Raw genomic sequence first — 23,419 nt, 5'->3', positions numbered from 1 at the left:
AATTAAAAATCGGCAACCTATTAAGGATGCCGATTTTTATTAGATGGTATAAAATTAGTTCTTATATTTCTTTAATTGATCTCCAATCATATCTCCAAGAGAAAATCCTGCTGACTCCTCTTCTTTTGAAGCTTCATAAGCTTGGTAATCTGCATCACCAGACTCCTCTTCCTCTAGTAAATCGCGAATACTTAAGGAAATCCGCTTTTCTTCTATATTCACATCTAATACTTTCACTTCAACCTTCTCACCTTCAGTTAATACTTCAGATGGAGTACCGATGTGACGGTTTGCAATTTGTGAGATGTGAACTAAGCCCTCTACTCCAGGAGCAAGTTCGATAAATGCTCCAAATGAAACAAGACGTCTTACAACACCTTCCACTACATCACCAGCAGCCACTTTTCCTGAATAGCTTTCCCATGGACCAGGCAATGTATCTTTGATAGACAATGAAACTCTTTCACTATCTTCATCAACAGATAAAATCTTTACTTTAACAACATCACCTTCATTAACGACATCAGATGGTTTTTCAACTCGATGGTGTGCCAGCTGAGAAATATGTACTAAACCATCAACACCACCTACATCTACAAATGCGCCAAAATCTGTTAAACGTTGTACTTTTCCTTCAACGACATCGCCAGCTTTCAAAGTTTGGAGAACATTACGCTTCTTCTGTTCTACTTCTTCATCCAAAACGGCACGTTGAGATAGTATCAGCTTATTGTTTTCTTTATCAATTTCAGCTACTTTTAAACGCAATGTACGTCCTTTGTAATCTGAAAAATCCTCAACGAAATGACGTTCTACTAAAGAAGCAGGGATGAATCCGCGTACGCCAACATCGACAACGAGTCCTCCCTTTACGACATCCGCCACTTCCACTTCAAGAATTTGGCCAGACTCGTAAGCTTGTTGAAGCTCGTCCCATGCTTTCTCAGCTTGTACCGCCCGCTTTGAAAGGATTAGCTCATCATCCTCTAATTTTAGAACTTTTAATTCGAGCTCATCGTCAACTGAAAGAACATCACTTACTTTTTCTACATGCAAACTTGATAACTCACTAATTGGCACAATGCCATCTACTTTAAAACCTACATCGACAAACGCTTGTTTATCTTCGACTTTTGTCACTTTCCCTGTTACAACATCCCCTACAGAAAAAGACTTCATTTCCGTTACTTCATTGTTCATTTCTTCGACCATTGACTTTTGCCTCCTTCAATCCCCGCAGTCTAGTAGCGGTATCTAACTATTATTTTAACTATCTTTCACGCTAGCGAAAGAAAAGTGATTACTATGATTTCAATTCATGTTCTTCTATTAACTTTTTGATTTCAGTCATGATAACTTCCGTTGCTTCTTCAGCAGATGCCTTACGCTCCCGCAATTCACTAAAATCAATAGGTGTTCCATAAACTAACTTTAACGATTTAAACGTTCGATATGGGCCAATAATGGCACATGGAATAACAACTGCATCTGTTCGAAGAGCAAAAAAACCAGCTCCTGTTAAACCTTTTCCTAATTGGCCATTCTTGCTTCTCGTTCCTTCTGGAAATAAGCCTATCATCTTGCCTTCTTTTAACAATTTCATGGCTGTACGTATCGCTTGCTTATCGCTCATTCCTCTTCGTACAGGAAACGCACCTAGTTTAGGTAGCAACCCTTTTAATATTGGCTTTTCGAATAATTCTTGTTTTGCCATGTAATGCAACTGTCTTTTAATATAGGCTCCTAGAAGAGGTGGATCAAAATAATGGATATGATTGCAACAAAGAATCGTTGCCCCAGTATCAGGGATGTTTTCTTTTCCGATTATCTCAACTTTATAAGAAGTTGAGATAAATATTCTGCTTACACTTTGACCAAATTGATAAATTCCCATCTTATCTTGCCCTTTCTTTTGCTAGCTCAATTATTGACTTTGCAACTTCTGGAATTGTAAGTGAAGTTGAATCAATTTCAACTGCATCATCTGCCTTTTTTAAAGGAGCAAATTCTCGTGTTGAATCCAATTGATCCCGGCGGGCAATTTCTTCTTTTAATTGATCAAAATCAGCAGGTATTCCTTTTTTTCTTTGTTCTTCATAACGTCTTCTAGCTCGCTCATCCACAGAAGCAGTTAAAAACACTTTAACTTTAGCATCAGGAAGAACATACGTACCAATATCCCTGCCATCTAGCACGGCTCCGCCTTTTTCCGCAAGTTTCCTCTGACGTTCAACCATCTCTAATCGAACACCTTCATGACTTGAAACTAATGACACATTCGAAGTTACATCTTTCATTCTAATCGCTTCTGTCACATCTTCATTATTTAATAATACACGAACACCGCTTTGTTCATGTTGAAGGTGAATGGTTGTCTTACTTAAAATTTCAGTTAAGGCAGGACCATCTTGAAGATCTATCCCTTCTCGTAATGCTGCTAATGTAAGAGCGCGATACATTGCACCAGTATCAATATAGAGATAACTTAGCTGTTCTGCGACTAATTTCGCAACAGTACTTTTCCCTGCACCAGCAGGACCATCAATAGCAATATTCATCTTTTTTTTCATTAACTAATACACCTCATATACAATCAAACGATTGAAAGTGTTTACATCTCTGTATTTTTCCAATTGTTCTCTCCATAATCTTATCATATTCTTACATTACGGTCTAACTAAAGGTTGTGAATTATCAGTTATAAACTAGAAAAAATCGTTTCTTGTAGCTTATTCGACTAGTTTTTAAGATAACCGTTATAATTCTTCAGATTTTCTTCGTAGTGCAAGCTGCCTTTCAAAACAATAACGAACAACCTTTTGTTGATCTCGTTCATCTATATCCAGAAATTGTAAGGACGCGCGTCTTTTTGCTTCCGCTTTTGGCCTATGTACGCGCACGATCTTACATAACACTTTTACATAAACACTATCACCTGATTGCATATGCAAAATAAGATAGAGATTTACCTCTCCTTTTTCAGGAAACGTTTGCCCTTCAGGAATAATCATTGCACAGCCTCCACCACTCAAATCAAGGGTAACCGTTGTGAACGGATGAAATTCACTTTTGGCAGGGTGTACAGCCGTATCGACGGATGTTTCTACGCGCACATAATTTCGCCTTTGAATTCTCATGTACTTTTCGTTCCCAGGGTCTTTAATAAAAAGGACCGGGATGTTCCCTTTCATCCTTCCAACAATTTCAGTATCAAATGCAAACATCCCGGAATCATCAGCAGCAATAAAAAACGCTCGAAATTCCGTACCATCAAAAAAGAAACTAGGTTTTCCTGTCTCTTCATTTATTGGGTAGTCGATAACATATATCCCAACTTTTTTATCTACTAAGCGACATTTATATCTCAACAATCTTTTTTTAAAGTCTTTTACTTCTTGTAACTCTAAGAAGATGGTAGAACCAACTTTAATCAATCTCCTTACTCCTCCCACTTACATAAACTCTACCCATTATCTCATGAATAATCAAAAAGAAGAAGCGTGAGATGCTTCTTCTTTCCTTCTTTTTCTATTTTAAGAAAAATCGTATACAGGTTCAGATTGATTTAGTCGATCAACTTTTTCTTCTTCCCCATCCTCTGCATTTATAAACAAGCGATACGTTTGGTCTTCAATGACCCCATAATATTCATAGCAAAGCACTTCTTGCCCTAGATCATTTTCAACGACAGCTAAATGATCTTCCATTACATCTAAACGAGGATTCAAGCGGTCTCTCGCCTCTTCGTTTGTCAGCTTTGGATCTGGTATATCACGGTCTTTATGATGGATTAAATAACTTTTTGCTTCATACCCAACTACATCTCCATCATCAAGGGCAATTTCAAGGCGAATTAAATCCGTGTAAACACGAACGTTATCCTCTAGATGAACAAACTCAAGCATAGCAATAGAATCATATTGTCTACTATCGACAAGTTGCATGCTATCTTTACCATGTTCTTCCAGATATTTTTCTGCAATTTCCACCGCCTCATTTAAGCTAATATTTTGCTCTTCAACTTGGCGGTCTTGTAAGAACCAAATTGGTTCTCCTCCATTTACACTCATATCCATATAATAATTTGTCTCATGATCAGGGTCGTCTGCAACAATTGTAAACGCTGGGTACTCTAAGCCATTCCCTGTATCAGCCACATGCACTGGTGTATTCTCATTTATTTGCAGGTATTCGCGTGCAATTTCTTCTGCTTCTTCTTTTGTTACGGGATCACCGTCTAATGCTTCTTTCAATTCTCCATTTAGATCATCAATGGAAGCTAATCCTGCTCCCCATTCGGTTTCACTATAACTTTGGATTGATTTGTTCATAACTTCTAGATTTTTCACAACCATGTTACTTAATGGTTCTTGAGTGGCACGCATTTCTTCTTCAATATCTAACCATTGATCACCATTAGCAAGCATCATTGCTTGTGATTTACGAACTTCTTCACGAATCTCCTTAGAATAGTCATACAACTTCTCTAATGTTTCATATTCTTTATCCGTTAAAGGTTCTTTTTCCAAATCACGGATCGATGTTCGATAGCTAAATCTTCCTAGCTTAAACAAAAACTCTTCCGTTTTTCCAAGATCTACTGAACTTAATGGTAATTGACCAATATTCTCTTGTGCTAAACTTACAATTCTCCAAACGTCCGCTAACGCTGGAGTTAGCTGACGCCGTGAGTTCATCGCAAGCGTCGCACCTAATTGATCTTCAATTTGGTCAATATGAAAAGCAAGTTCATGGAATGCCCTTTGGTAATTGTTCTCTGCAGTTACTTTTAAAATTTGCTTATCTTCACGTTCTTGAAAGCCCCAAACCCCTGTTGCAACAACAGCAACAGCTAATAGACCTATAATAATATTACGTACCATAAATAATCACCTCCAAAAATTAATGACAGAATATATGCTTGCCGATTCGTTTAATTTGTGGTCTCGTCCAAATCCAACCAGATGTCGCTGTATCCGGATTAAAGTAATATAGTGCATTTCCTGATGGGTCCTGTCCATTAATTGCATCAATAACAGCACGACGAGCTGTCTCGTTAGGCTCTAAATAGATCTGCCCATCGGCTACAGCTGTAAATGCACGCGGTTCAAAAATAACACCGGATGCTGTATTTGGGAAGGTCGGACTATTAATACGGTTAATAATTACTGCAGCTACAGCTACTTGACCTACATATGGTTCACCACGCGCTTCCCCATAAACTGCTTGGGCCATAATACGAATATCGTTTTCTGAATACCCTGCTGGTACATTCGTTGCTTTTTGTATATTTGCTTCATTATCCTGTTCTTCTGGCTCTTCAGCATATGGCACTGGCTCTTCTGGTGCAGCTGGTTCAGGATCCGGTTGAGGTGCTGGCGCTGGGTCAGCTCCTGGCTGTGGTTGTTGCGGCTGCGCCTCACCTGCTCCTGGCTGTGGTTGCTGCGGCTGTGCTTCACCTGCTCCTGGCTGTGGTTGCTGCGGCTGCGCTTCACCTGCTCCTGGCTGTGGTTGCTGCGGTTGTGCCTCACCTGCTCCTGGCTGTGGTTGTTGCGGCTGTGCCTCACCTGCTCCTGGCTGTGGCTGTTGCGGCTGCGCACCATCTCTGCTGCCTTTAGGTCCTTTTTGGATCTCCTTCGGTGTACCGCCATAGTGAGTAAATTTACGCCCTTCATTTAATGCTTTTTTTACAAACTCTTCGTTGTAATTCGTTGCACGTTCTAACATATCTTTCATTTGTGGTCCTACTAATCCATCAACATCTAGACCAAATTCACTCTGAAAGTTACGAACGGCCCAATAAGTTCCCCAATCGTACACACCATTAATGGTTCCAGTATAAAACCCGTTGTACTGAAGTCTTGCTTGCAATTCAACAACATCATCACCCGTTGCCCCTCTTTGAATAACTTGGTCAGTAAATGCATGAGTGGGTGATGTATTCACAATTAACCCAATACAAATGAATGTCATGATAAGTGGAATCTTGAATGAAAACAGATTACGTTTCATGTTGTAGACCTCCTTGTGTTCGTGGTATCTGTTTCATGACTTGGTCATGATTGATATGGATAGTGTTTGTTTTCGACCTAGTTTTATACAATTTCTTATCAAATTCTTACCAATCTTCTTCCTAAACATCTCCTTATAAGCCTTGAAGAGACAAGATTTACAACAAAAAGAGGTTATCCAAAAGGTCTATTTTTGACCTCTGGGATAACCTCTACTTTGTTATTAATTTTATCCTAATACATTAAAATACCGGCCTTCAGGATGGGCAAATACCATTGCTGTAACGGAAGCTTCTGGCTCCATCATGTGACCTTCCGTTAATTGAATTCCAATTTTTTCTGGTTGTATTAACTTAAATAATTTCTCTTGATCTTCAAGATTCGGACAAGCAGGATAGCCAAATGAGACACGAACCCCTTGATACTTGGCGGCAAAACGTTCATCCATCGTCATATCAGCTGAGTCTGGAAAGCCCATTCTATCACGCATTTGTTGATGAAGTCTTTCAGCAAACCCTTCCGCTATTTCTAATGCAGCGGCCTGAATTAGATGACTGTAAAGATAATCACCATCTCGCTTAGCTTGGTCAGCTAATTCACGTACGCCATGCCCTGCTGTAACTGCAAGAAACCCAACATAATCCATTTCCCCACTTGATACTGGACGTAAGTAGTCAGCTAGGCATAGGAATGGCTTATGGTTTTGACGCGGGAATGTGAATCGTTCAATTTCTGTCTTCCGATCTTTTGGATCATAAATAATAATATCATTTCCATCTGCTTGTGCAGGGAAAAATTGATACATTCCATGCGCCTGGATGACTTGATTTTTCTTTGCTTGATCTAAAAATTCATCCACACGTTCTTTCAATTGAACAGCTCTTTCATCTTTTTCTGCAAGTAGTCTACTTACTTTTCCTTGAAGACCAAGATGGCGACCAAGTAGCATTTGCATATTAATATACGGTTCTAAATGAGAGAGCTTGTAGTCACGTAAAATGTGCGGATCCAAATCAGTAGGTGTAAAAATAGGTCCGTTCCTTTTAACATCAGATTGAACAAACTCATCTACTGGGCGATCTTGTACTGGTTTCCTTTCAGCAGGGCGCACTGCATCTTTTTTCGCTCTTGCTTCTGCTAATTCAGTAGCAAGTCGTTCACGTTCGTCTGGCTTTGCCAGTCGGTTAGCAATGTCTAATCCATTCATCGCATCTTTTGCATATAGGACGAGACCATCATATTCAGCTGCAATTTTTGTATCCGTGAACTTTCTTGTAAGCGCCGCTCCCCCGACAAGGATCGGGATTGAAATGTCCTGTTGTCGTAAATCTTGTGCGGTTAAAACCATTTGCTGTGCTGATTTTACTAGTAGACCAGATAAGCCAATGGCATCCGGATTTTCCTTTTTTATAGCTTCAATTAATTCATTAGACGTTACTTTAATACCTAAGTTAACGATTTTAAACCCATTGTTCCCTAAAATAATTTCAACTAAATTCTTGCCAATGTCATGAACATCACCTTTTACGGTCGCAAGAAGAATTTTTCCTTTTCCATTGTCGTTTTCTTTCTGTTCCATATGCGGTTCAAGATGAGCAACCGATGCTTTCATCACTTCTGCACTTTGTAATACTTCTGCTACGATTAGTTCATTATTGTTGAATAACCTGCCAACTTCATCCATTCCAACCATAAGGGGGCCATTAATAATATCTAATGGATCAGTGTAGGCCTCTAGTGCTTGATTTAAATCTTCAATAAGCCCTTCCTTCGTTCCTTCAACAATGTAAGAAGCTAACCGTTCTTCAAGTGTTAAGTTTGATATATCAACCTTTTTCTCAGCTTTCTTCCCACGATAAAAAGCGGTAAATTCAGCAAGAGTTTCATCTGTTGTTTCGAACAATAACTTGCTAGCCATTTCTTTTTCTTCATCAGAAATTGAAGCATACCGTTCTAATTTTTCAGTATTTACAATCGCATAATCAAGTCCTGCTTGCGTACAGTGATATAAATATACCGCGTTTAACACTTCACGCCCTACTGGTGGTAACCCAAAAGAAACGTTACTCACACCTAAAATTGTTAAACACTTAGGAAGAGCTTCTTTAATTAGCCGAATACCTTCAACAGTAGCATTTGCTGAGCCAATGTACTGTTCATCCCCTGTACCAACAGGGAAAACGAGTGGATCAAAGATAATATCCTCTGGTTTTAGCCCATATTTATGAACAAGTAAATCATGAGAACGCTTTGCCACTTCTAATTTCTTCTCAGCTGTAACAGCCATTCCATCCTCATCAATAGTTCCGACTACAACTGCTGCGCCGTATTTTTTAACAATCGGAATAACAGCCTCGAATCGTTCTTCGCCATCTTCTAAGTTTATTGAATTAATAATCGCCTTCCCTTGTGAATAGGTTAACGCCTTTTCAATAACTTTTTCATCTGTAGAATCAATCATTAAAGGTACTTTTACTTTATTGACAAGATATTGTAGGAAGTTTTCCATATCTTCTAATTCATCACGGTCTGGGTCTGCTAAACAAGCATCAATAACGTGAGCACCTTTTTTCACTTGCGCCCTTGCAATTTCTGAAGCTTCTTCAAACTTTCCTTCAGCAATTAATCGCTTGAACTTTCTAGATCCAATTACGTTGGTACGTTCTCCGACAAATAACGGACGCATACTCTCATCATAAATGAGCGGTTCAATCCCTGAAACGGCATGTGGGTGTGATTCATGAAACGTTCGTGGCTGAAAGTCTTTTGTTGCCTCTACCATCGCACTTATATGATCTGGTGTCGTACCACAACAGCCCCCAACGACATTTAACCAGCCCTTTTCTGCAAATCCGCGTAATTTCATCGCTAGCGATTCAGGAGACTCATGGTAATGTCCTTCTTCATCAGGTAAACCGGCATTTGGATAACAACTGACATACGTAGTTGCAAGTTCAGATAACGAACGAATATGATCTCGCATAAATTCCGGTCCTGTCGCACAATTCAAGCCAACAACAGCTGGATTCATATGTTCTAATGACAAATAAAATGCTTCAATATTTTGACCGGCTAAAGTTGTCCCCATTGGTTCAATCGTACCTGAAATAAAGATCGGCAGCTTTACATTGAGTTCTTCAAATGCTCGTTCAATCCCTAAATAACCCGCCTTGACATTTCGCATATCTTGACTAGTTTCTAGTAGCATAATATCGGCTCCACCACGGATAATTCCGCGTGCTTGCTCATGATAAGATTCAACTAGTTTGTCAAACGTTACACCGCCAGTTACAGAAAGTGATTTTGTAGTTGGTCCCATCGCACCCGCAACGAAACGTGGCCACTCAGGTGTTGAGAATTCATCCGCTACTTTTTTTGCAATGGCTGTTGCCAAGCGACTTAATTCTTCTGCTTTATAGCCAAGATCATAATCGTCTAATACAATATCTGTCGAGCCAAATGTATTCGTTTCAATGATGTCGGCCCCTGCTTTTAAATAAGCTCGATGAATGTTTTCAATGACATGAGGAGCTGTTTCATTTAAATATTCATTACATCCTTCATATTCTTCTCCACCAAAATCCTCTGCTGTTAGTTCAGCTTGTTGCAACATTGTCCCCATTGCACCGTCTAGGATTAGAATTTTCTTTTCTAGCTGTTGTTCAAACAAAGACTTAACCATATGTCCGTCCTTTCTATTCCCGCATGCTTCTAAATTACTTACTTCCTTGAATAATTGGTTTCCTTGCTTCAATATATTTTGTTAACTCGACTGTCATTTCATAACGCATAAACGGTGTAATTAAATAAATTCCATTAAAATATTGCAAAGCTGCGTCAATTAGTGATCGCGCAATTTGTATCCCTTCAGCTGAAGCGGCTTCTTTGTCTTCTCCACATGCAGCCATCGCAGCTCGAATATCATCTGTTAATTTAATACCTGGCACCTCATTATGAAGAAATTCAGCATTTCTCGTACCTGTTAATGGCATAATCCCGATATAGATAGGCTCTTTTATATGTTTTGTTTCATTCGCTAGGGATTCCATTTGTTCTATGCTGTAAATTGGTTGGGTCATAAAGTAATCAGCACCACTTTCAATCTTTTTCTCCATTCTCTTTACAGCTTTATCTAAATGTCTCACATTTGGATTAAACGCTGCACCGACAGAGAAATTCGCTTTCTGCCCCAATTCCTTTCCAGAAAAAGAAATTCCTTCATTCAGCTGCTTCAAAAACGAAATAAGTTGAAAGGAACTTACATCATAAACGGATGTAGCTCCAGGAAAATCACCTATTTTCGTCGGATCCCCTGTAATCGCCAAGACATCATCAATGCCTAATGCATGTAAACCCATTAAATGAGACTGTAATCCAATCAAGTTTCTATCCCGGCAAGTAACATGGACAAGCGGTCTTGCACCTACCTGTTCTTTAATCATTGCGCCAAGAGCTAAATTATCGACTCGCGGGGAGGCAAGCGAATTATCAGCCATCGTAACAGCATCTACTCCCGCTTCCTTAAGTGCTTTTGCGCCTTCCATAAACCGCTTTGTACTTAACTTTTTAGGTGGATCTAACTCGACAATTACAGACTTTCGTTCTTTCACAATTTCTGGTAGCGGCTTTTCTTTTCTCGGGATTTCAATGGATTCCCGCATAAACCTAGCTAGAGGCCTGATCGTTTTACTAGTAATCGGTTCTGTCGTTTCTCTCACCTTAGCAAATGCTTCAATATGCTCAGGCGTCGTACCACAACAACCTCCTAATAAACGAACCCCCTGCTTAATAAACTTCTCTCCCATATCTTGAAAATAATCTGCATTCGATTGATAGAAAACACGCCCATCACGATAATCAGGTAAGCTTGCATTTGGATACGCAGATAAAAATCCCTTTTTCGGTAACGCAATCGTTTCAAATGAACGAAGCATATGAAACGGACCTGTCCGACAATTTAATCCTACTACATCAGCACCTATAGCTGTCAGTTGTTCAAACGCATCAGAAACGGCAATCCCGCCATTCATCACACCTACTTCTCCAAGTGACAGATTTACAACTATGGGCGAATCTGTTAATTTTCGCGCAAGTTTTGCAGCCATTTTTGCTTCTTCCAAATCGTAAAACGTTTCTAATAAAAGGCCATCAACGCCTTCTGTTAATAGTTCATTTAATTGCTCTTTGAAGGCTTCCTCTATTTCGTTAAGGTTCCATTCTTCTAATTGAAACCGTCTAATCCCCCCAACAGTTCCTAGAACAAATGTATTTTCACTAGAAGCTTCTTTTGCAAGACGAACACCTGAACGATTGATAGAGCGAACCTCTTTTTCTAGCCCATATTTTTCTAGTTTCAGTTTGTTCGCAGCATACGTATTAGACTGAATTACATCAGCTCCTGCCAAGACGTATCTATTATGTGCATTTAGAATGATCTCTGGATTTTTTACGTTCACTTCTTCAAAGCATTGGTCGACGCCTTGCTCGTATAGCAACGTTCCCATTGCTCCATCTCCGATTAAGACTTTTGATGCTAGTTGTTCTAGAAAACTCATTCATTCTCCCTCTCTTTCACGTGACGGAATGCTTGATCAAGATCCGCAATTAAATCCTCAGCTCGCTCAATACCAACAGAAAAACGTAACAAGCGATTGCAAACACCATTTGCTATTCGAATATCTTCAGGGATGTCCATATGTGTTTGCGTAGCAGGGTACGTCATCAAACTCTCAACCCCACCTAAACTCTCTGCAAACGAAACGAGTTTCAACTGCTGTAAAAATGGGTTAACCCAGTCTTCTTTTAATATACGGAAAGAAATCATTCCACCTTTTCCAGGATATAGGACGTCTATTACACCTTCTTGCGTCTGTAAATATTTTACGATTGCTTTCGCATTTTCTTGATGTTTATCCATTCGAAGAGCGAGAGTCTTCATCCCTCTAATTAATTGATATGAATCAAAAGCTGACAAGATTGCTCCAATCCCGTTATGGTAATAACCAATTCGCTCACATAGCTCTTCTCCTTTTGCAGCAATTAGACCAGCGATAACATCATTGTGGCCACCTAAATATTTTGACGCGCTATGTATAACAATATCTGCACCGTCCACTAGCGGTTGTTGCAAAAGCGGAGTATAAAACGTATTATCAACAATTAATAAAATTCCGTATTTTTTGGCTATTTTCGCTAGATCAACTACCGATGCTTCTTGCATTAATGGGTTCGTAGGTGTTTCTATAAATAATGCTTTTGTTTTATCTGTAATACAGTTTTCAAACTGTTCAAGGTTACGAGGGTCTGCAAAAGAAAAAGTTAAGCCCCACCGATTCCATCCTTGTTCAAATAACCGATAGGTTCCTCCGTATAGGTCTTGTGATGCTAAGATTTCATCTCCTTGTTCAAAAAGAGATAGAACCGTTTGAATGGCTGCCATTCCTGAGCTGCAAGCAAAACCTCGGTCCCCCTCTTCTAACTCTGCTATCGCTTTTTCTACGACCTCTCTAGTTGGATTGCCTGTCCTTGCGTAATCATATCCTGTCGACTCCCCAATTCCCGTGTGCCTGTAAGCAGTTGAAAAATACACAGGTGTATTAATGGTCCCTGTTGGATTATCGGAACGATTTCCAATTTGTACTAATATTGTCTCAAGTTTCTCACGGTTCATTTAAAAGCCCTCCACCATTTTTATCATTCAATAAATATTAAAAACCACCTTCTATTTTAAATAAGAAGAAGGTGGTTGTGTTATCAATCGCCTCTCCTTATCTTCCAAGCCGTCGACTTGATGGATTTAGCACCTGACCGAAATCGGCTGGTTGCTGAGACATCGTTGGGCCAATCCCTCCGTCTCTCTTGATAAGAAAATCAATTATTCATATTTTTCATTTAATCAAAATTACAACAAATTTCGAACTTTTGCAAGAGAAATTTTCCCTGCAAGTAGATTAAATTATTGAAAAAAGCACAACAGCAACGATCACTACATATTTAAATATTAATTTTTTATTCTAAGGAAGCATCAATATTTAAGTTTTCTTCATTTCCACAGACACAACGCTTGAAGCCTGTTTCATATTCACCTTTTTCATTTCTACTCCCACGTAGAATATATTTTTCACTACAAACTGGACAACGAATCACAACACGATAACGTCCTTCAGCCATATTGATCACCCTTTACTTATTAAATTCGACGATCTTATACGTCTAATTGGTTAGCTCGTTTCACCTTTTTTAACGCTACCCACCACAGAAAAAACATAAACGGAATTAATGCAACTAAGAAATACATTCCGAAAAAAAGCAATATAAAATCATATACGCCGTGTAAAATAATAGGCAAACTTAACGAAAACGTCAAATGTTTCACCCTTTTATCTTCCTCTACTTTTGCTCTACCAAGATAATACCCCATGATAACACCGTATAAAGCGTGACTAGATACGGGCAATAAAGCTCGGCCAAAGGCTGTTTCTAAGCCGTTAGCTATTAAATAAAAAACATTTTCTAATGTTGCAAATCCTAGTGAGAGAGAGGCGCCATAGACGATTCCATCATAGCGTCTCGCAAAGGTCGCATGTTGATACACAAAAACCCAAAGTAGAAACCATTTGAAGAATTCTTCCACAAACCCATACAAAAAGAAGGCTCTTGTAAATGGATGGGTAAAATACCCTTCCGTCGTGAATGCATATTGTAAAACCATTACAGGAAATACAAGTAACACTCCAATTAAAAACGTTCGAAAAACAAGCGAAACCGTATTTGAACTATAATGATTTCGCAAATAAAAATATGATAATAATGCCATTCCTGGAGCTATTGCTGCTGTAATAAGTGCAAACAATTCGCCAATCCTTTCCCCTTGCGTTACAATTTATTATTCAAACAAAAACTTATATGATAAAATAATATAATTATGCAAAACATTGTGATATTGGGGTGACCTTTTTGAAGAAAATTCTTGTTTTACATACTGGTGGCACCATCGCCATGCAAGAAAATGAACATGGAGCCGTTCAACCAAACTTAATAAACCCATTATATTCCACTATTGAATCGCTATCAACCATTGCCTCCGTGATTGTGGATGATTACTTAAATCTACCTTCTCCTCACATGACGCCTAGTTTAATGGTTGATTTAGCAAAAAGGTTAAAAGAGCGTGTGGAAGATGATCAATTAGATGGCATTGTTGTCACTCATGGGACGGACACCCTAGAAGAAACAGCCTATTTACTAGACCTTATTCTTGACTGGGATACTCCTGTGATTATTACAGGCGCGATGCGTTCTAGTAATGAGCTTGGTGCCGATGGTCCACATAATCTAATTGCATCAGTAAGAGTAGCAGCAAGTGACGAGGCCCGAGGAAAAGGAGTTCTCGTTGTCTTAAATGACGAAATTCACACAGCAAAAAATGTAACGAAAACTCATTCAAGTAATATTGCGACATTCCAAAGCCCTCAATACGGTCCAATCGGAATTGTTACGAAACGAGGGGTGTTTTTTCACCATACATTAACGAAACGTGATTGCCACCCTGTTACACAAATGACGAAAAAAGTAGCCTTGTTAAAGACCTTTGCTGGCATGGATGAAACAATTATCGAAGCCGTTGCAAACACTCACATTGATGGGTTAGTTATTGAAGCATTCGGTCAAGGGAATGTCCCTCCAACCATTATGCCTGCACTAAAGTCATTGATCGCTCGAAATATACCGGTAGTCCTTGTATCTCGTTGTTTCAACGGCGTCGTCCAAGATACTTATGCGTACGAAGGCGGTGGTCGTACATTAAAAGAGATCGGCGTCATTTTTACAAACGGCTTAAACGGTCAAAAGGCAAGACTGAAACTAATGGCTGTTTTAGAACAATCAACGGATCACTCAACGATTCAGGAGCTTTTTTATAAATAATCCATAGCACTCATTTTTAAATAATGATTTGTTTAAATCTATAATACAAAGTCTCAAAAGGTCAGGGAACGACCTTCTAAAAAGGCAGTCACAAAAGGTCAAAGAATTGACCTTTGTAACTGCCTCATTTTTATTTTTTCTTACTTTGAATAGAGTTAGCGATCTGCGCACCGTGAAAACGTCCATTTTCAATGAAGATTTCATTCGCATTATTTCCAGCAGCAATGACACCTGCAATATATAATCCTTCTACGTTTGTTTCCATCGAATTAGGATTAAAATGTGGTCGTCCACTTTCTTGGTCAACAAGAACCCCCATTTCTCTTAAAAACGAATGGTCTGGATGATAACCGGTCATCGCAAAGACAAATTGTGCACGCACCCTTTCTACCTTTTCTCCTACTTGATAGACAACTTCATTATCTGTAATTTCTACGACCTCTGCATTAAACACCATGTTTATTTTTTCATGACGAACAAGCGACTCAAATTCTGGTAGGATCCAAGGCTTAACACTAGTAGAATATTCACTACCACGGTACAAATTCGTTACTCGAGCCCCTGCCTTTTCTAGCTCTAATGCTGCATCTACAGCAGAATTCTTACCTCCAATCACAACAACGTCCATATCAAAATAAGGATGAGCTTCCTTGAAATAATGAAGGACGTGACTTTGGTCTTCCCCTGGTATGTTCATCATATTTGGAGAATCATAGTAGCCTGTAGCAATAATTACATGATCAGCTATGTATTCTTCCTTTGACGTCTTTATGTAAAAATGACCTTCTTTTTGCTTTTGAACATTTTCAACATGTTCATATGCCCTTACGCGTATATTTTTCCTTTTAACCACTTCTCTGTAATAGACAAGCGCTTGGTTTCTTCTAGGTTTTCGTTCTTCAATGACAAATGGCACACCACCTATCTCCAACTTTTCACTCGTACTAAAAAACGTTTGGTGTGTTGGATACCGATGAATAGCGCTAACGACATTATCCTTCTCAATAACAAGTGGTTCGAATCCTTGTTCCATACAAGCAATAGCTGCTGCAAGCCCACAAGGTCCACCACCTACTATAACGATCTCTTCCCTTAACATATGTTCACCTTCTCTTTATAAATCAAATAGGGAAACTCACAAAATGCCCCAAACTTCTAATTTGTAGGCACATTTGATCTTTCTGAGTCTCCCTTTTATACTTTATTCAGTTACACCCAACCACGGAACCTTGATGCTTCAGCCATCTTCCGTACTCCGATCATGTAAGCAGCAAGACGCATATCTACTTTCCGAACTTTAGCTAATTTATATATATTATCAAAAGAACCAACCATGACGGCTTCCAACTTTCCTTCTACTTCATCTTCCGTCCAATAGTATCCTTGATTGTTTTGCACCCACTCAAAATACGAAACCGTTACTCCACCGGCGCTTGCAAGAACATCTGGCACGAGCAGAACATCACGCTCGGTTAAAATACGTGTTGCTTCCATTGTTGTTGGTCCATTGGCAGCTTCGACGACAATTGATGCTTTAATTCGGTCCGCATTTGCTTCCGTAATTTGATTTTCAATTGCCGCTGGCACTAATATATCACAATCCAATTCAAGCAATTCTTGATTGGAAATCGTTTCTCTAAAAAGCTTTGTAACCGTACCAAAACTATCACGACGATCTAATAGGTAATCAATATCTAAGCCGTCGGGATCATATAGACCCCCATAAGCATCCGAGATTCCAACAACTAATGCACCTGCATCATGCATAAATTTCGCTAAGAAACTCCCCGCATTTCCGAAACCTTGAATAACAACGCGAGCTCCGTCTAAATCAATTCCTTTTTTCTTAGCCGCTTCACGAATGCAAATTGTCACTCCTTTAGCCGTCGCCGATTCCCTGCCGTGGGACCCCCCGAGAACAAGTGGCTTCCCTGTTATAAAACCAGGAGAGTCAAACTCACGAATGCGACTATATTCATCAAGCATCCAAGCCATGATTTGAGAATTTGTAAAAACATCAGGTGCGGGAATATCCTTTGTAGGACCTACGATTTGACTAATCGCACGAACATATCCACGACTGACACGCTCAAGTTCACGGAAAGACATTTCTCGTGGGTCACAAATAATTCCTCCCTTCCCTCCACCATAAGGAAGATCGACAATGCCAGCTTTTAGACTCATCCAAATAGAAAGAGCTTTCACCTCTTTTTCTGTTACACCTGGATGAAATCTGACACCACCTTTTGTTGGACCAACCGAATCATTATGCTGCGCTCTGTACCCAGTAAAAATTTTAGTCGAACCGTCATCCATTTTAACAGGAATTCGAACGGTTAACATACGAATCGGTTCTTTCATTAATTCATACATTTCTTCTGGATAACCAAGCTTGTCCAACGCCTTTTTAATGACACTTTGTGTCGCTGCAAGCACGTCTAATTGTTCTGCTTGCTGTTTATTTTCTGCCATTCCTTTTTCACCTCAATAATGGAATTAAAGCTTTTTATCACTTCTAACTATAATGAAACAGTACTTACTTTTCCAGCTAAAATATAACTTTTCTTTAAAGAATTTCAAAAAAACTTGTCATTCTTTCCTATTCACAAAAAAAGAACTGACAACGAAATTATCAGTTCTTATTTATTAATAAATGTTCCGTAAAGCTCTCGAATAGAATCGTATTTAATGAGTCGTTTTCCATATTCCTCAACGACATAAGAAGAAACGGTTGATGGGTTTCCGAACTCAGCAAGCAACGCAACAAATGTTTCCTCATCGACAAAATCGACATCAAACTCTTCAAATTTGATGAAATATTGGTCCTTATATGAATAAAGTGATCCACCTTGTATTCCGAAATGGAATAGCCTAGAAGATAGAGCAATCACATCCTCAATATCAGCAAATTCATAGAAGATATCTTCCGTTTCATCAAGAGTTACTTGCATTTCAATATATCCTTCTTCAAATCCTTCTTCATCAAAATCTTCATCTGATGTACTTTTCGAAACGATAATGACCATTCCTTGCGCAGGCATTGCGTAGACTTCTACGGCAATAGGTCCATCTACTTTAAAACCAAGTTCATCATCTGCCTCTAGAATCATATCACGAAATAAATCATGAACTTTCGGCAAATCTTGCCATAAGTCTTCTTTCGTTAATCCTCTTTCACGCATATCATCAAAGGTTAGGAATGCTTTGAATTTGTTTGTATTTAAACGCTCAAGACGCATTTGAAACCCTCCTTTTTACGAACACCTATTCCTACTGCTCGTTCCGTCAAAATCGTCTTACTACACAATATGAGAAAACAGAAAAGAAGGTTCGATACACATGACCATTATTTACAATTTTACAAGTTATTTTTCAACCAAATTTCCCAGTCCTCTCGTGTATTCCCTAAAATATAATTTTGATATGTAGACTTTTGTCGAACTCCAAGACTGTCAAAGGCAGAACCACCTGCTCCGATAATTAAATGAGAAAAACGCGCTTGCAACTCGTCAATAACTTTTAATGTGGAATCAAGGTTTTGCTCCATTGTACACGATGTAAAAAATAATTCGGCTTCTACCTCACGAATAACTACTTCAAGATCTGATTCTGGAATCCCTGCACCTAGATATACTACTTCAAAACCTTTACGTCTTAAAAATAACGTAAAAATTAGTAACCCTAACTCGTGGGTCTCATTGGGGCCACATACACACACGACGTTTGGTTTAAACGCATCTATTGGCATCCCATGAAAGACCATGCCAATTCTTGTACGTAAATAGGAAGTTACAAAATGTTCATGCGCCACTGTAATTTCATTGTTTTCCCACTTACTCCCTACTTTAACAAGTAATGCACCAAGTATATCAATTGTTACTTTATCGATACTAAACAAACTAAATGCTTGATCCAACAGTTGATTCGCCTTGTTCTCCTGAAAAGATAATAGGGATCCTAAAATATCATCAGCAAGCCGAATAGAGTAATCATTCTCGTACATCGATTCGGCAGGCTCCACTGTAGCATAGCTTTTTTCAAAAAGATCAACAGCTTGTCCAATCGTAAAACCTTTATTGACCTTGTCAATTAGCCATTTTAAAATAGCGACATGTTCATCTGAATAGAGTCTATGCCCCGCTGTATTTCGAACAGGCTCAATTATGTGATAGCGCCGTTCCCATGCTCGTAACGTTCCCGCTTGGATTCCAAGCATTTTTGAGATCGCCTTGATGTTATACTTCCCTTCTTTTGAAGCCATATTCTTTCCTCCTAGATCCACAAACACTTTCCCCTCTTGAATGAACACAACATCGAACTAATTATCCATTTAGTATAGCGAAAACATACTTTTGTGTAAAACAAAAGGAGGATGTACTTGGGAAATTCCTCCCAATTTGTACATCCTTATAATTATATTATTTAAAAGTATCAGCTAACTTCTTCTCTCGTTAACGTAATCAGATGAGTTTCACAAGGTGCACCTAGTCTTAACGGTAGCCCTGTGGTCCCATAACCATTACTAATTAGCTGTTTGTAAGAATCAGTTTCAATCCATTGCCCTTTTTTAGCTATCCCCCACCCAAATAACCTAATCTGACCACCATGGGTATGGCCGCTTAATATTAACGAAAACGGATGATCTGGTTTAAGAATCTCTGTTACTTCAGGAAAATGACAAACCAAGATCGAAAATGTCTCCCTTGGAATATAGTAGTGCTCTAGTGGTATATCATGTTCAACATCATTGACACTAGCAATTATTAGTTCATCATCACCCTTTTGAATAAACTCCATGTCATTATTTAACTCGATAATACCATGTTCCTTAAACATCCTGCGTAAGTTATGAACACCAACTTCCTCATCATTATTTCCCCAAATAAATAAACACGGTGCAATCTTTGATAAATGTTTTAAATTCGTTTCTATTCGTGCTAGCGGGACTCTTTTTTCACACAAGTCCCCACCAATAATAATGATGTCGGTTTCTTTAGCTATCTTTTGCAGAAGAGGTTGTGGAATGACTCTTCTATGTACATCACTAATAAAAAAGAGCCGATAACCATTGAATGCCTTTGGAAGCGAACGAAAAGTAATGGTTTGCTTACTAATTCGATTTCTCTTTGCTTCAAATGCCATATAAAATAATAAGATGAGTAATGCTACTACAACTAATAATAATGTGATTCCTCTCATGTCCAAGAACGAAACACCTTCATTTCTCCTTTTCATTATCTAATTAATCCAACATCCATAATACCATACCACAAAGCCAACCCTAAGACGATAAAGGCTGCAATGCCATTATAATAGAATAAATGAATCCAAGATAAACAGGCAGCAACCACAAAGAACATTCTAGGAATGTGGAAAGGAACGGAATAACTTGTCTTCCATATGATGATGATATCTCTGACAAATAATGAATATGCAAGAAAACCTACTATAAAAAGAAACACAGCAAATAATAATTTTAATGGAGAAAATAACACTTCTCCAAGAAATGATGACAGTGACCAAACAGGCACCTTTGGGAACAAACTTAATGCTACCAACACTCCACCATATGCCGCAATAAGCAACAAAAATCTCTTATAAATCCATATTGCCAGCATAAAGCCACCTCCTATTACACTATATGCAAAATCTTTCTAAAGAGACGACTTGTTTCACGATAAGCCCCTAAATAGTAGGTGGATTATTGAAAACAAAAAGGAGTGTCTCAACAGGTCTGATTTTGACCTTTTGAGACACTCCCGAAGCATGAGACGAGTGGATTACACACTTGACTGCATGTAGCGAACAGAGCCATTGTACCTGTTTAGTACTTTTGAGACACCCTTTTACTTTATGTTTAGGAAGGTAGTTCTTCTTTTCCTTTTACTTGTTCAGTACGACTTAAAAAGTCAAGTGCTACTTTCCCTAAACATTTAGCTGCAATAAGCATCGCTTTCTCATCAAAATCAAATTTCGGATGATGATGAGGATAAATTATTCCGTTTTCTTCATTTCCTGCTCCTGTAAAAAAGAACGTGCCTGGTACATGTTGAAGATAATATGCAAAATCCTCTCCACCCATAACAGGGTCCATTTCATGAACAACAAAGTCTTGTTCTATTTGTTTTGCTACATGAACAAAATGATTTGTCTCTAGTTCATCATTAACGACGGCAGGATATCCTTTTTTATAGTCTAACGTATAATCCGCCCCCATCGCCTGACAAATTCCTTTCGTTATTTGTTCGATTCGTTCAATAATAAGTTCTTGTACCGTTTCATCAAATGTTCGAACTGTACCAACAATTGTCGCTGAATCAGCAATCACATTGAACGCTCCACCTGCATGAAACGAGCCGATGCTAACAACGGCTGATTTTAAAGGATCAATATTTCTACTTACGATGTGCTGGAGTTGACTAACAATGCTAGCGGCTACAGCAATTGAATCAACCGTCTCATGAGGGCTAGCTCCATGACCTCCTCGACCACGGATAACAAGGTCAAATCGATCTGCAGCAGCCATGATAGGCCCTTGACGATATCCAATTTGGCCAAGCGGCATCGTTGACCAGAGGTGTGTACCAAATATCGCATCCACACCGTTCAAACAACCATCCTTAATCATTTCAATTGCTCCACCCGGGGCAAGTTCCTCTGCAAATTGATGAATCAACACAATCGTACCTTCTATTTGTTCACGCTGTTCCATTAATACTTTTGCAAGCACAAGTAAAGTAGCGGTATGACCATCGTGCCCGCATGCATGCATGACACCTGGGCGTTTCGATGCAAATGGCAATCCTGTTTCCTCATGAATCGGCAATGCATCAAAATCTGCTCGTAACGCAACAGTTTTTCCTGGCTTTCCTCCATGTATGTAGCCTAATACCCCACGACCACCAACGTTTCTTTTCACAACCACACCTAAACGTTCAAGGTAATCGGCAATCATTTCAGGTGTTTTCTCCTCTTGAAACGATAATTCAGGTTCTGCGTGCAGCATTCGTCGTAAATCTACCATTTCTGGGTATAATTCTTCTAATCTAGTTAATAACTTATCTATCAACGAACACCCCTCCTTATCATTCTATTGTACTCTTCGCACCCCGAAAAGAAAACCCAGAATGTTAGCACTTTTCCCAAAATACTATATGAAAATATAAAAATGGTTAGCCGATTAATATTATGGGATAACCCCCAAAAAAAAAGAGAGACTCATCGTCTCTCCTTCTTAACCAACTTATTCAGAATGCTCGGATACCTTCAACATATAAATGGCCATTGCAACAGCCGAAGCCATAGCCAAAAGACCAATGCTAAGAATTGCAACAAGTTGTACCGCTGTCATTTTTTGCTTCACTCCCTGCTTAAGTAACTCATTTTCTTTTTTCACATTTACACTATATAAATAGTAGCATAAATAAGAAAACCTTTAGAAATAACTTTGTGACAAATTGAAGAAATTTCCGTTTTGTCACAAAATAAGGTTGACAACTCACTAAGGGAGTAATAATAGGTTGTCCATTCAACGTTTGAATTAATTGTTAGAAAAACCTACAAATAAATTGAAAATTTAGGAAACTTATTCTATACTAAAGATAAGAGCAAAAAGGAAACGCTTTCATCGTGTGATAAAATTTCTCTCACCAAGGAGTGATAGGCTTGATATTAACAAAACTAACGAACAAATCGCTCGTAACAAACCAAGACCTTGAATTAAATCACCGTTTAGGGCTTCCTGTTGAAGTTTTCTGCTCTAAACAAGGAAAAACGCTAGCTTTTGGCCCTATAAAAGGATTCGATGACCAAAAAATCCTCATACGTGATCATGATTTTTGTCGCTCTACCTACCTTTTTTTTGGCAAGCCGGCTTTAAAAAAATCAAAAGTGTGAATGCTCTTGATTCATAAGGAGGAAGGGGCTGTCTAAAATAGCCACAAACTTTATTTCAATGGCTTCCACTCATTATTTAGGGGTTATCCAAAAAGGTGCATATTTACCTTTTTCGGATAACCCCTCTTATTTATGATAAAGATTGATATTATGTTCTTTTTTTATATAGGAATAAAGCGCTTCTCGCGATTTCCATTCTGAATCCTTTTCCCAAAGTTCCGAACTTCGATCAATAATCTCTTCACGTAATTCATCAAATTCTTTTTCTGCCTTTTTTGCCTTTTTTACAAATACACGCAATTGAATGAAACAAACTGAAAGAAGAAGCATTAATAATAATATGAGAGGATGACCTATCATTGCGCTTAATATATTTGTATTGAACGACATTTGTTGTCTAGTTAATGCTGTAGACCCGAACAAAAGGAATAATGCTGCACACCCCATAGCAAATATAGACCAATACATTTTCGCTTTCTCAAACTTCTCAAACTTTTCTTTCCTCGCAACAAGTTCTTCTAACATCACTTTAACAATTTCTGGCCCGTAATACTTTCTAACATTCCATTCTTTAAATAGCTTCATTC

At 38.6% G+C, this 23,419-nt stretch carries 21 protein-coding genes and 1 riboswitch; of the genes, 2 read left to right on the top strand and 19 right to left on the bottom strand.

Features of this window, described 5'->3' with window-relative positions; translation table 11 throughout:
• Window positions 1-54: 54 nt before the first annotated feature.
• The 11 genes from rpsA to prsW all read right to left on the bottom strand — a co-directional run bounded on the left by rpsA (window position 55) and on the right by prsW (window position 13,863).
• Window positions 55-1,212, bottom strand: a complete 1,158-nt coding sequence (rpsA, locus tag MF646_RS02040; protein ID WP_250094826.1) for a 30S ribosomal protein S1 — start codon at window positions 1,210-1,212, stop codon at window positions 55-57.
• Between the two features lie 91 nt (window positions 1,213-1,303).
• Window positions 1,304-1,894 (bottom strand): lysophospholipid acyltransferase family protein, encoded by a 591-nt coding sequence (locus MF646_RS02035; protein WP_250094825.1) that lies wholly within the window; start codon window positions 1,892-1,894, stop codon window positions 1,304-1,306.
• A 1-nt stretch (window position 1,895) separates the two neighbouring features.
• Window positions 1,896-2,570, bottom strand: coding sequence for a (d)CMP kinase (gene cmk / locus MF646_RS02030; RefSeq protein WP_250094824.1), 675 nt, complete (start codon window positions 2,568-2,570; stop codon window positions 1,896-1,898).
• 186 nt (window positions 2,571-2,756) lie between these two features.
• Window positions 2,757-3,434, bottom strand: a complete 678-nt coding sequence (locus tag MF646_RS02025) for a flagellar brake protein (RefSeq protein WP_250094823.1) — start codon at window positions 3,432-3,434, stop codon at window positions 2,757-2,759.
• A 99-nt stretch (window positions 3,435-3,533) separates the two neighbouring features.
• Window positions 3,534-4,883, bottom strand: coding sequence for a germination protein YpeB (ypeB, locus tag MF646_RS02020; RefSeq protein ID WP_250094822.1), 1,350 nt, complete (start codon window positions 4,881-4,883; stop codon window positions 3,534-3,536).
• Between the two features lie 19 nt (window positions 4,884-4,902).
• The gene (locus MF646_RS02015; RefSeq protein ID WP_420842472.1) at window positions 4,903-6,012 is read right to left on the bottom strand and encodes a cell wall hydrolase; all 1,110 of its coding nucleotides are present in this window, start codon (window positions 6,010-6,012) and stop codon (window positions 4,903-4,905) included.
• A gap of 228 nt (window positions 6,013-6,240) precedes the next feature.
• Entirely contained in the window at window positions 6,241-9,693 is a 3,453-nt protein-coding gene (metH, locus tag MF646_RS02010) for a methionine synthase (protein WP_250094821.1), read from the bottom strand.
• A 34-nt stretch (window positions 9,694-9,727) separates the two neighbouring features.
• Window positions 9,728-11,566 carry a bifunctional homocysteine S-methyltransferase/methylenetetrahydrofolate reductase gene (locus MF646_RS02005; protein WP_250094820.1) on the bottom strand — a complete coding sequence of 613 codons (1,839 nt, stop codon included), beginning with the start codon at window positions 11,564-11,566 and terminating at the stop codon, window positions 9,728-9,730.
• Window positions 11,563-12,681: a methionine biosynthesis PLP-dependent protein gene (locus MF646_RS02000; RefSeq protein WP_250094819.1), complete on the bottom strand. Its 1,119-nt coding sequence runs from the start codon at window positions 12,679-12,681 to the stop codon at window positions 11,563-11,565. Before MF646_RS02000 ends, MF646_RS02005 begins: the two co-directional genes overlap by 4 nt.
• Before the next feature lie 94 nt (window positions 12,682-12,775).
• Window positions 12,776-12,879: riboswitch (SAM riboswitch) on the bottom strand.
• A gap of 140 nt (window positions 12,880-13,019) precedes the next feature.
• Window positions 13,020-13,181 (bottom strand): hypothetical protein, encoded by a 162-nt coding sequence (locus tag MF646_RS01995; RefSeq protein WP_250094818.1) that lies wholly within the window; start codon window positions 13,179-13,181, stop codon window positions 13,020-13,022.
• 34 nt (window positions 13,182-13,215) lie between these two features.
• Window positions 13,216-13,863 (bottom strand): glutamic-type intramembrane protease PrsW, encoded by a 648-nt coding sequence (gene prsW, locus MF646_RS01990; RefSeq protein WP_250094817.1) that lies wholly within the window; start codon window positions 13,861-13,863, stop codon window positions 13,216-13,218.
• Between the two features lie 104 nt (window positions 13,864-13,967).
• On the opposite strand from prsW, the gene MF646_RS01985 reads away from it, so the two are divergent.
• A complete protein-coding gene (locus MF646_RS01985) occupies window positions 13,968-14,936 on the top strand; it encodes an asparaginase (protein WP_250094816.1) in 969 nt (322 codons plus the stop codon).
• Between the two features lie 130 nt (window positions 14,937-15,066).
• Here the strand turns inward: MF646_RS01985 and MF646_RS01980 are convergent, their stop codons facing one another.
• The 7 genes from MF646_RS01980 to MF646_RS01950 form a co-directional block, all read right to left on the bottom strand.
• Window positions 15,067-16,035, bottom strand: a complete 969-nt coding sequence (locus tag MF646_RS01980; RefSeq protein WP_250094815.1) for a YpdA family putative bacillithiol disulfide reductase — start codon at window positions 16,033-16,035, stop codon at window positions 15,067-15,069.
• 110 nt (window positions 16,036-16,145) lie between these two features.
• A complete protein-coding gene (locus MF646_RS01975) occupies window positions 16,146-17,408 on the bottom strand; it encodes a Glu/Leu/Phe/Val family dehydrogenase (RefSeq protein WP_250094814.1) in 1,263 nt (420 codons plus the stop codon).
• Window positions 17,409-17,575: 167 nt separating this feature from the next.
• The gene (locus tag MF646_RS01970; RefSeq protein ID WP_250094813.1) at window positions 17,576-18,175 is read right to left on the bottom strand and encodes a genetic competence negative regulator; all 600 of its coding nucleotides are present in this window, start codon (window positions 18,173-18,175) and stop codon (window positions 17,576-17,578) included.
• Window positions 18,176-18,294: 119 nt separating this feature from the next.
• Window positions 18,295-19,197 (bottom strand): MerR family transcriptional regulator, encoded by a 903-nt coding sequence (locus tag MF646_RS01965; protein WP_250094812.1) that lies wholly within the window; start codon window positions 19,195-19,197, stop codon window positions 18,295-18,297.
• A gap of 170 nt (window positions 19,198-19,367) precedes the next feature.
• Window positions 19,368-20,135: a metallophosphoesterase gene (locus tag MF646_RS01960; protein WP_250095056.1), complete on the bottom strand. Its 768-nt coding sequence runs from the start codon at window positions 20,133-20,135 to the stop codon at window positions 19,368-19,370.
• Between the two features lie 35 nt (window positions 20,136-20,170).
• Window positions 20,171-20,554: a hypothetical protein gene (locus MF646_RS01955; RefSeq protein WP_250094811.1), complete on the bottom strand. Its 384-nt coding sequence runs from the start codon at window positions 20,552-20,554 to the stop codon at window positions 20,171-20,173.
• Window positions 20,555-20,793: 239 nt separating this feature from the next.
• On the bottom strand, window positions 20,794-22,005 hold the full coding sequence (locus tag MF646_RS01950; RefSeq protein WP_275980176.1) for a M20 family metallopeptidase: 1,212 nt from the start codon (window positions 22,003-22,005) through the stop codon (window positions 20,794-20,796).
• Window positions 22,006-22,601: 596 nt separating this feature from the next.
• Between MF646_RS01950 and MF646_RS01945 the strand changes: the two genes are divergently transcribed.
• Window positions 22,602-22,832, top strand: coding sequence for a hypothetical protein (locus MF646_RS01945; RefSeq protein ID WP_250094810.1), 231 nt, complete (start codon window positions 22,602-22,604; stop codon window positions 22,830-22,832).
• A gap of 126 nt (window positions 22,833-22,958) precedes the next feature.
• On the opposite strand, the gene MF646_RS01940 is transcribed toward MF646_RS01945, so the two are convergent.
• Window positions 22,959-23,417 carry a DUF2663 family protein gene (locus tag MF646_RS01940; RefSeq protein ID WP_250094809.1) on the bottom strand — a complete coding sequence of 153 codons (459 nt, stop codon included), beginning with the start codon at window positions 23,415-23,417 and terminating at the stop codon, window positions 22,959-22,961.
• Between the last annotated feature and the right edge of the window lie 2 nt (window positions 23,418-23,419).

The organism is Halalkalibacter alkaliphilus (assembly GCF_023555415.1).
Lineage (GTDB): Bacteria > Bacillota > Bacilli > Bacillales > Bacillaceae_D > Halalkalibacter > Halalkalibacter alkaliphilus.
This window is presented reverse-complemented; position numbering and strand designations above follow the sequence as displayed.

Excerpts from the sequence above, each read along its gene's own strand:
- rpsA (WP_250094826.1), bottom strand. The coding sequence starts at position 1,212 with ATGGTCGAAGAAATGAACAATGAAGTAACGGAAATGAAGTCTTTTTCT.
- MF646_RS02035 (WP_250094825.1), bottom strand. The coding sequence starts at position 1,894 with ATGGGAATTTATCAATTTGGTCAAAGTGTAAGCAGAATATTTATCTCA.
- cmk (WP_250094824.1), bottom strand. The coding sequence starts at position 2,570 with ATGAAAAAAAAGATGAATATTGCTATTGATGGTCCTGCTGGTGCAGGG.
- ypeB (WP_250094822.1), bottom strand. The coding sequence starts at position 4,883 with ATGGTACGTAATATTATTATAGGTCTATTAGCTGTTGCTGTTGTTGCA.
- MF646_RS02015 (WP_420842472.1), bottom strand. The coding sequence starts at position 6,012 with ATGAAACGTAATCTGTTTTCATTCAAGATTCCACTTATCATGACATTC.
- metH (WP_250094821.1), bottom strand. The coding sequence starts at position 9,693 with ATGGTTAAGTCTTTGTTTGAACAACAGCTAGAAAAGAAAATTCTAATC.
- MF646_RS02005 (WP_250094820.1), bottom strand. The coding sequence starts at position 11,566 with ATGAGTTTTCTAGAACAACTAGCATCAAAAGTCTTAATCGGAGATGGA.
- MF646_RS02000 (WP_250094819.1), bottom strand. The coding sequence starts at position 12,681 with ATGAACCGTGAGAAACTTGAGACAATATTAGTACAAATTGGAAATCGT.
- MF646_RS01995 (WP_250094818.1), bottom strand. The coding sequence starts at position 13,181 with ATGGCTGAAGGACGTTATCGTGTTGTGATTCGTTGTCCAGTTTGTAGT.
- MF646_RS01980 (WP_250094815.1), bottom strand. The coding sequence starts at position 16,035 with ATGTTAAGGGAAGAGATCGTTATAGTAGGTGGTGGACCTTGTGGGCTT.
- MF646_RS01975 (WP_250094814.1), bottom strand. The coding sequence starts at position 17,408 with ATGGCAGAAAATAAACAGCAAGCAGAACAATTAGACGTGCTTGCAGCG.
- MF646_RS01970 (WP_250094813.1), bottom strand. The coding sequence starts at position 18,175 with ATGCGTCTTGAGCGTTTAAATACAAACAAATTCAAAGCATTCCTAACC.
- MF646_RS01965 (WP_250094812.1), bottom strand. The coding sequence starts at position 19,197 with ATGGCTTCAAAAGAAGGGAAGTATAACATCAAGGCGATCTCAAAAATG.
- MF646_RS01960 (WP_250095056.1), bottom strand. The coding sequence starts at position 20,135 with ATGAGAGGAATCACATTATTATTAGTTGTAGTAGCATTACTCATCTTA.
- MF646_RS01955 (WP_250094811.1), bottom strand. The coding sequence starts at position 20,554 with ATGCTGGCAATATGGATTTATAAGAGATTTTTGTTGCTTATTGCGGCA.
- MF646_RS01940 (WP_250094809.1), bottom strand. The coding sequence starts at position 23,417 with ATGAAGCTATTTAAAGAATGGAATGTTAGAAAGTATTACGGGCCAGAA.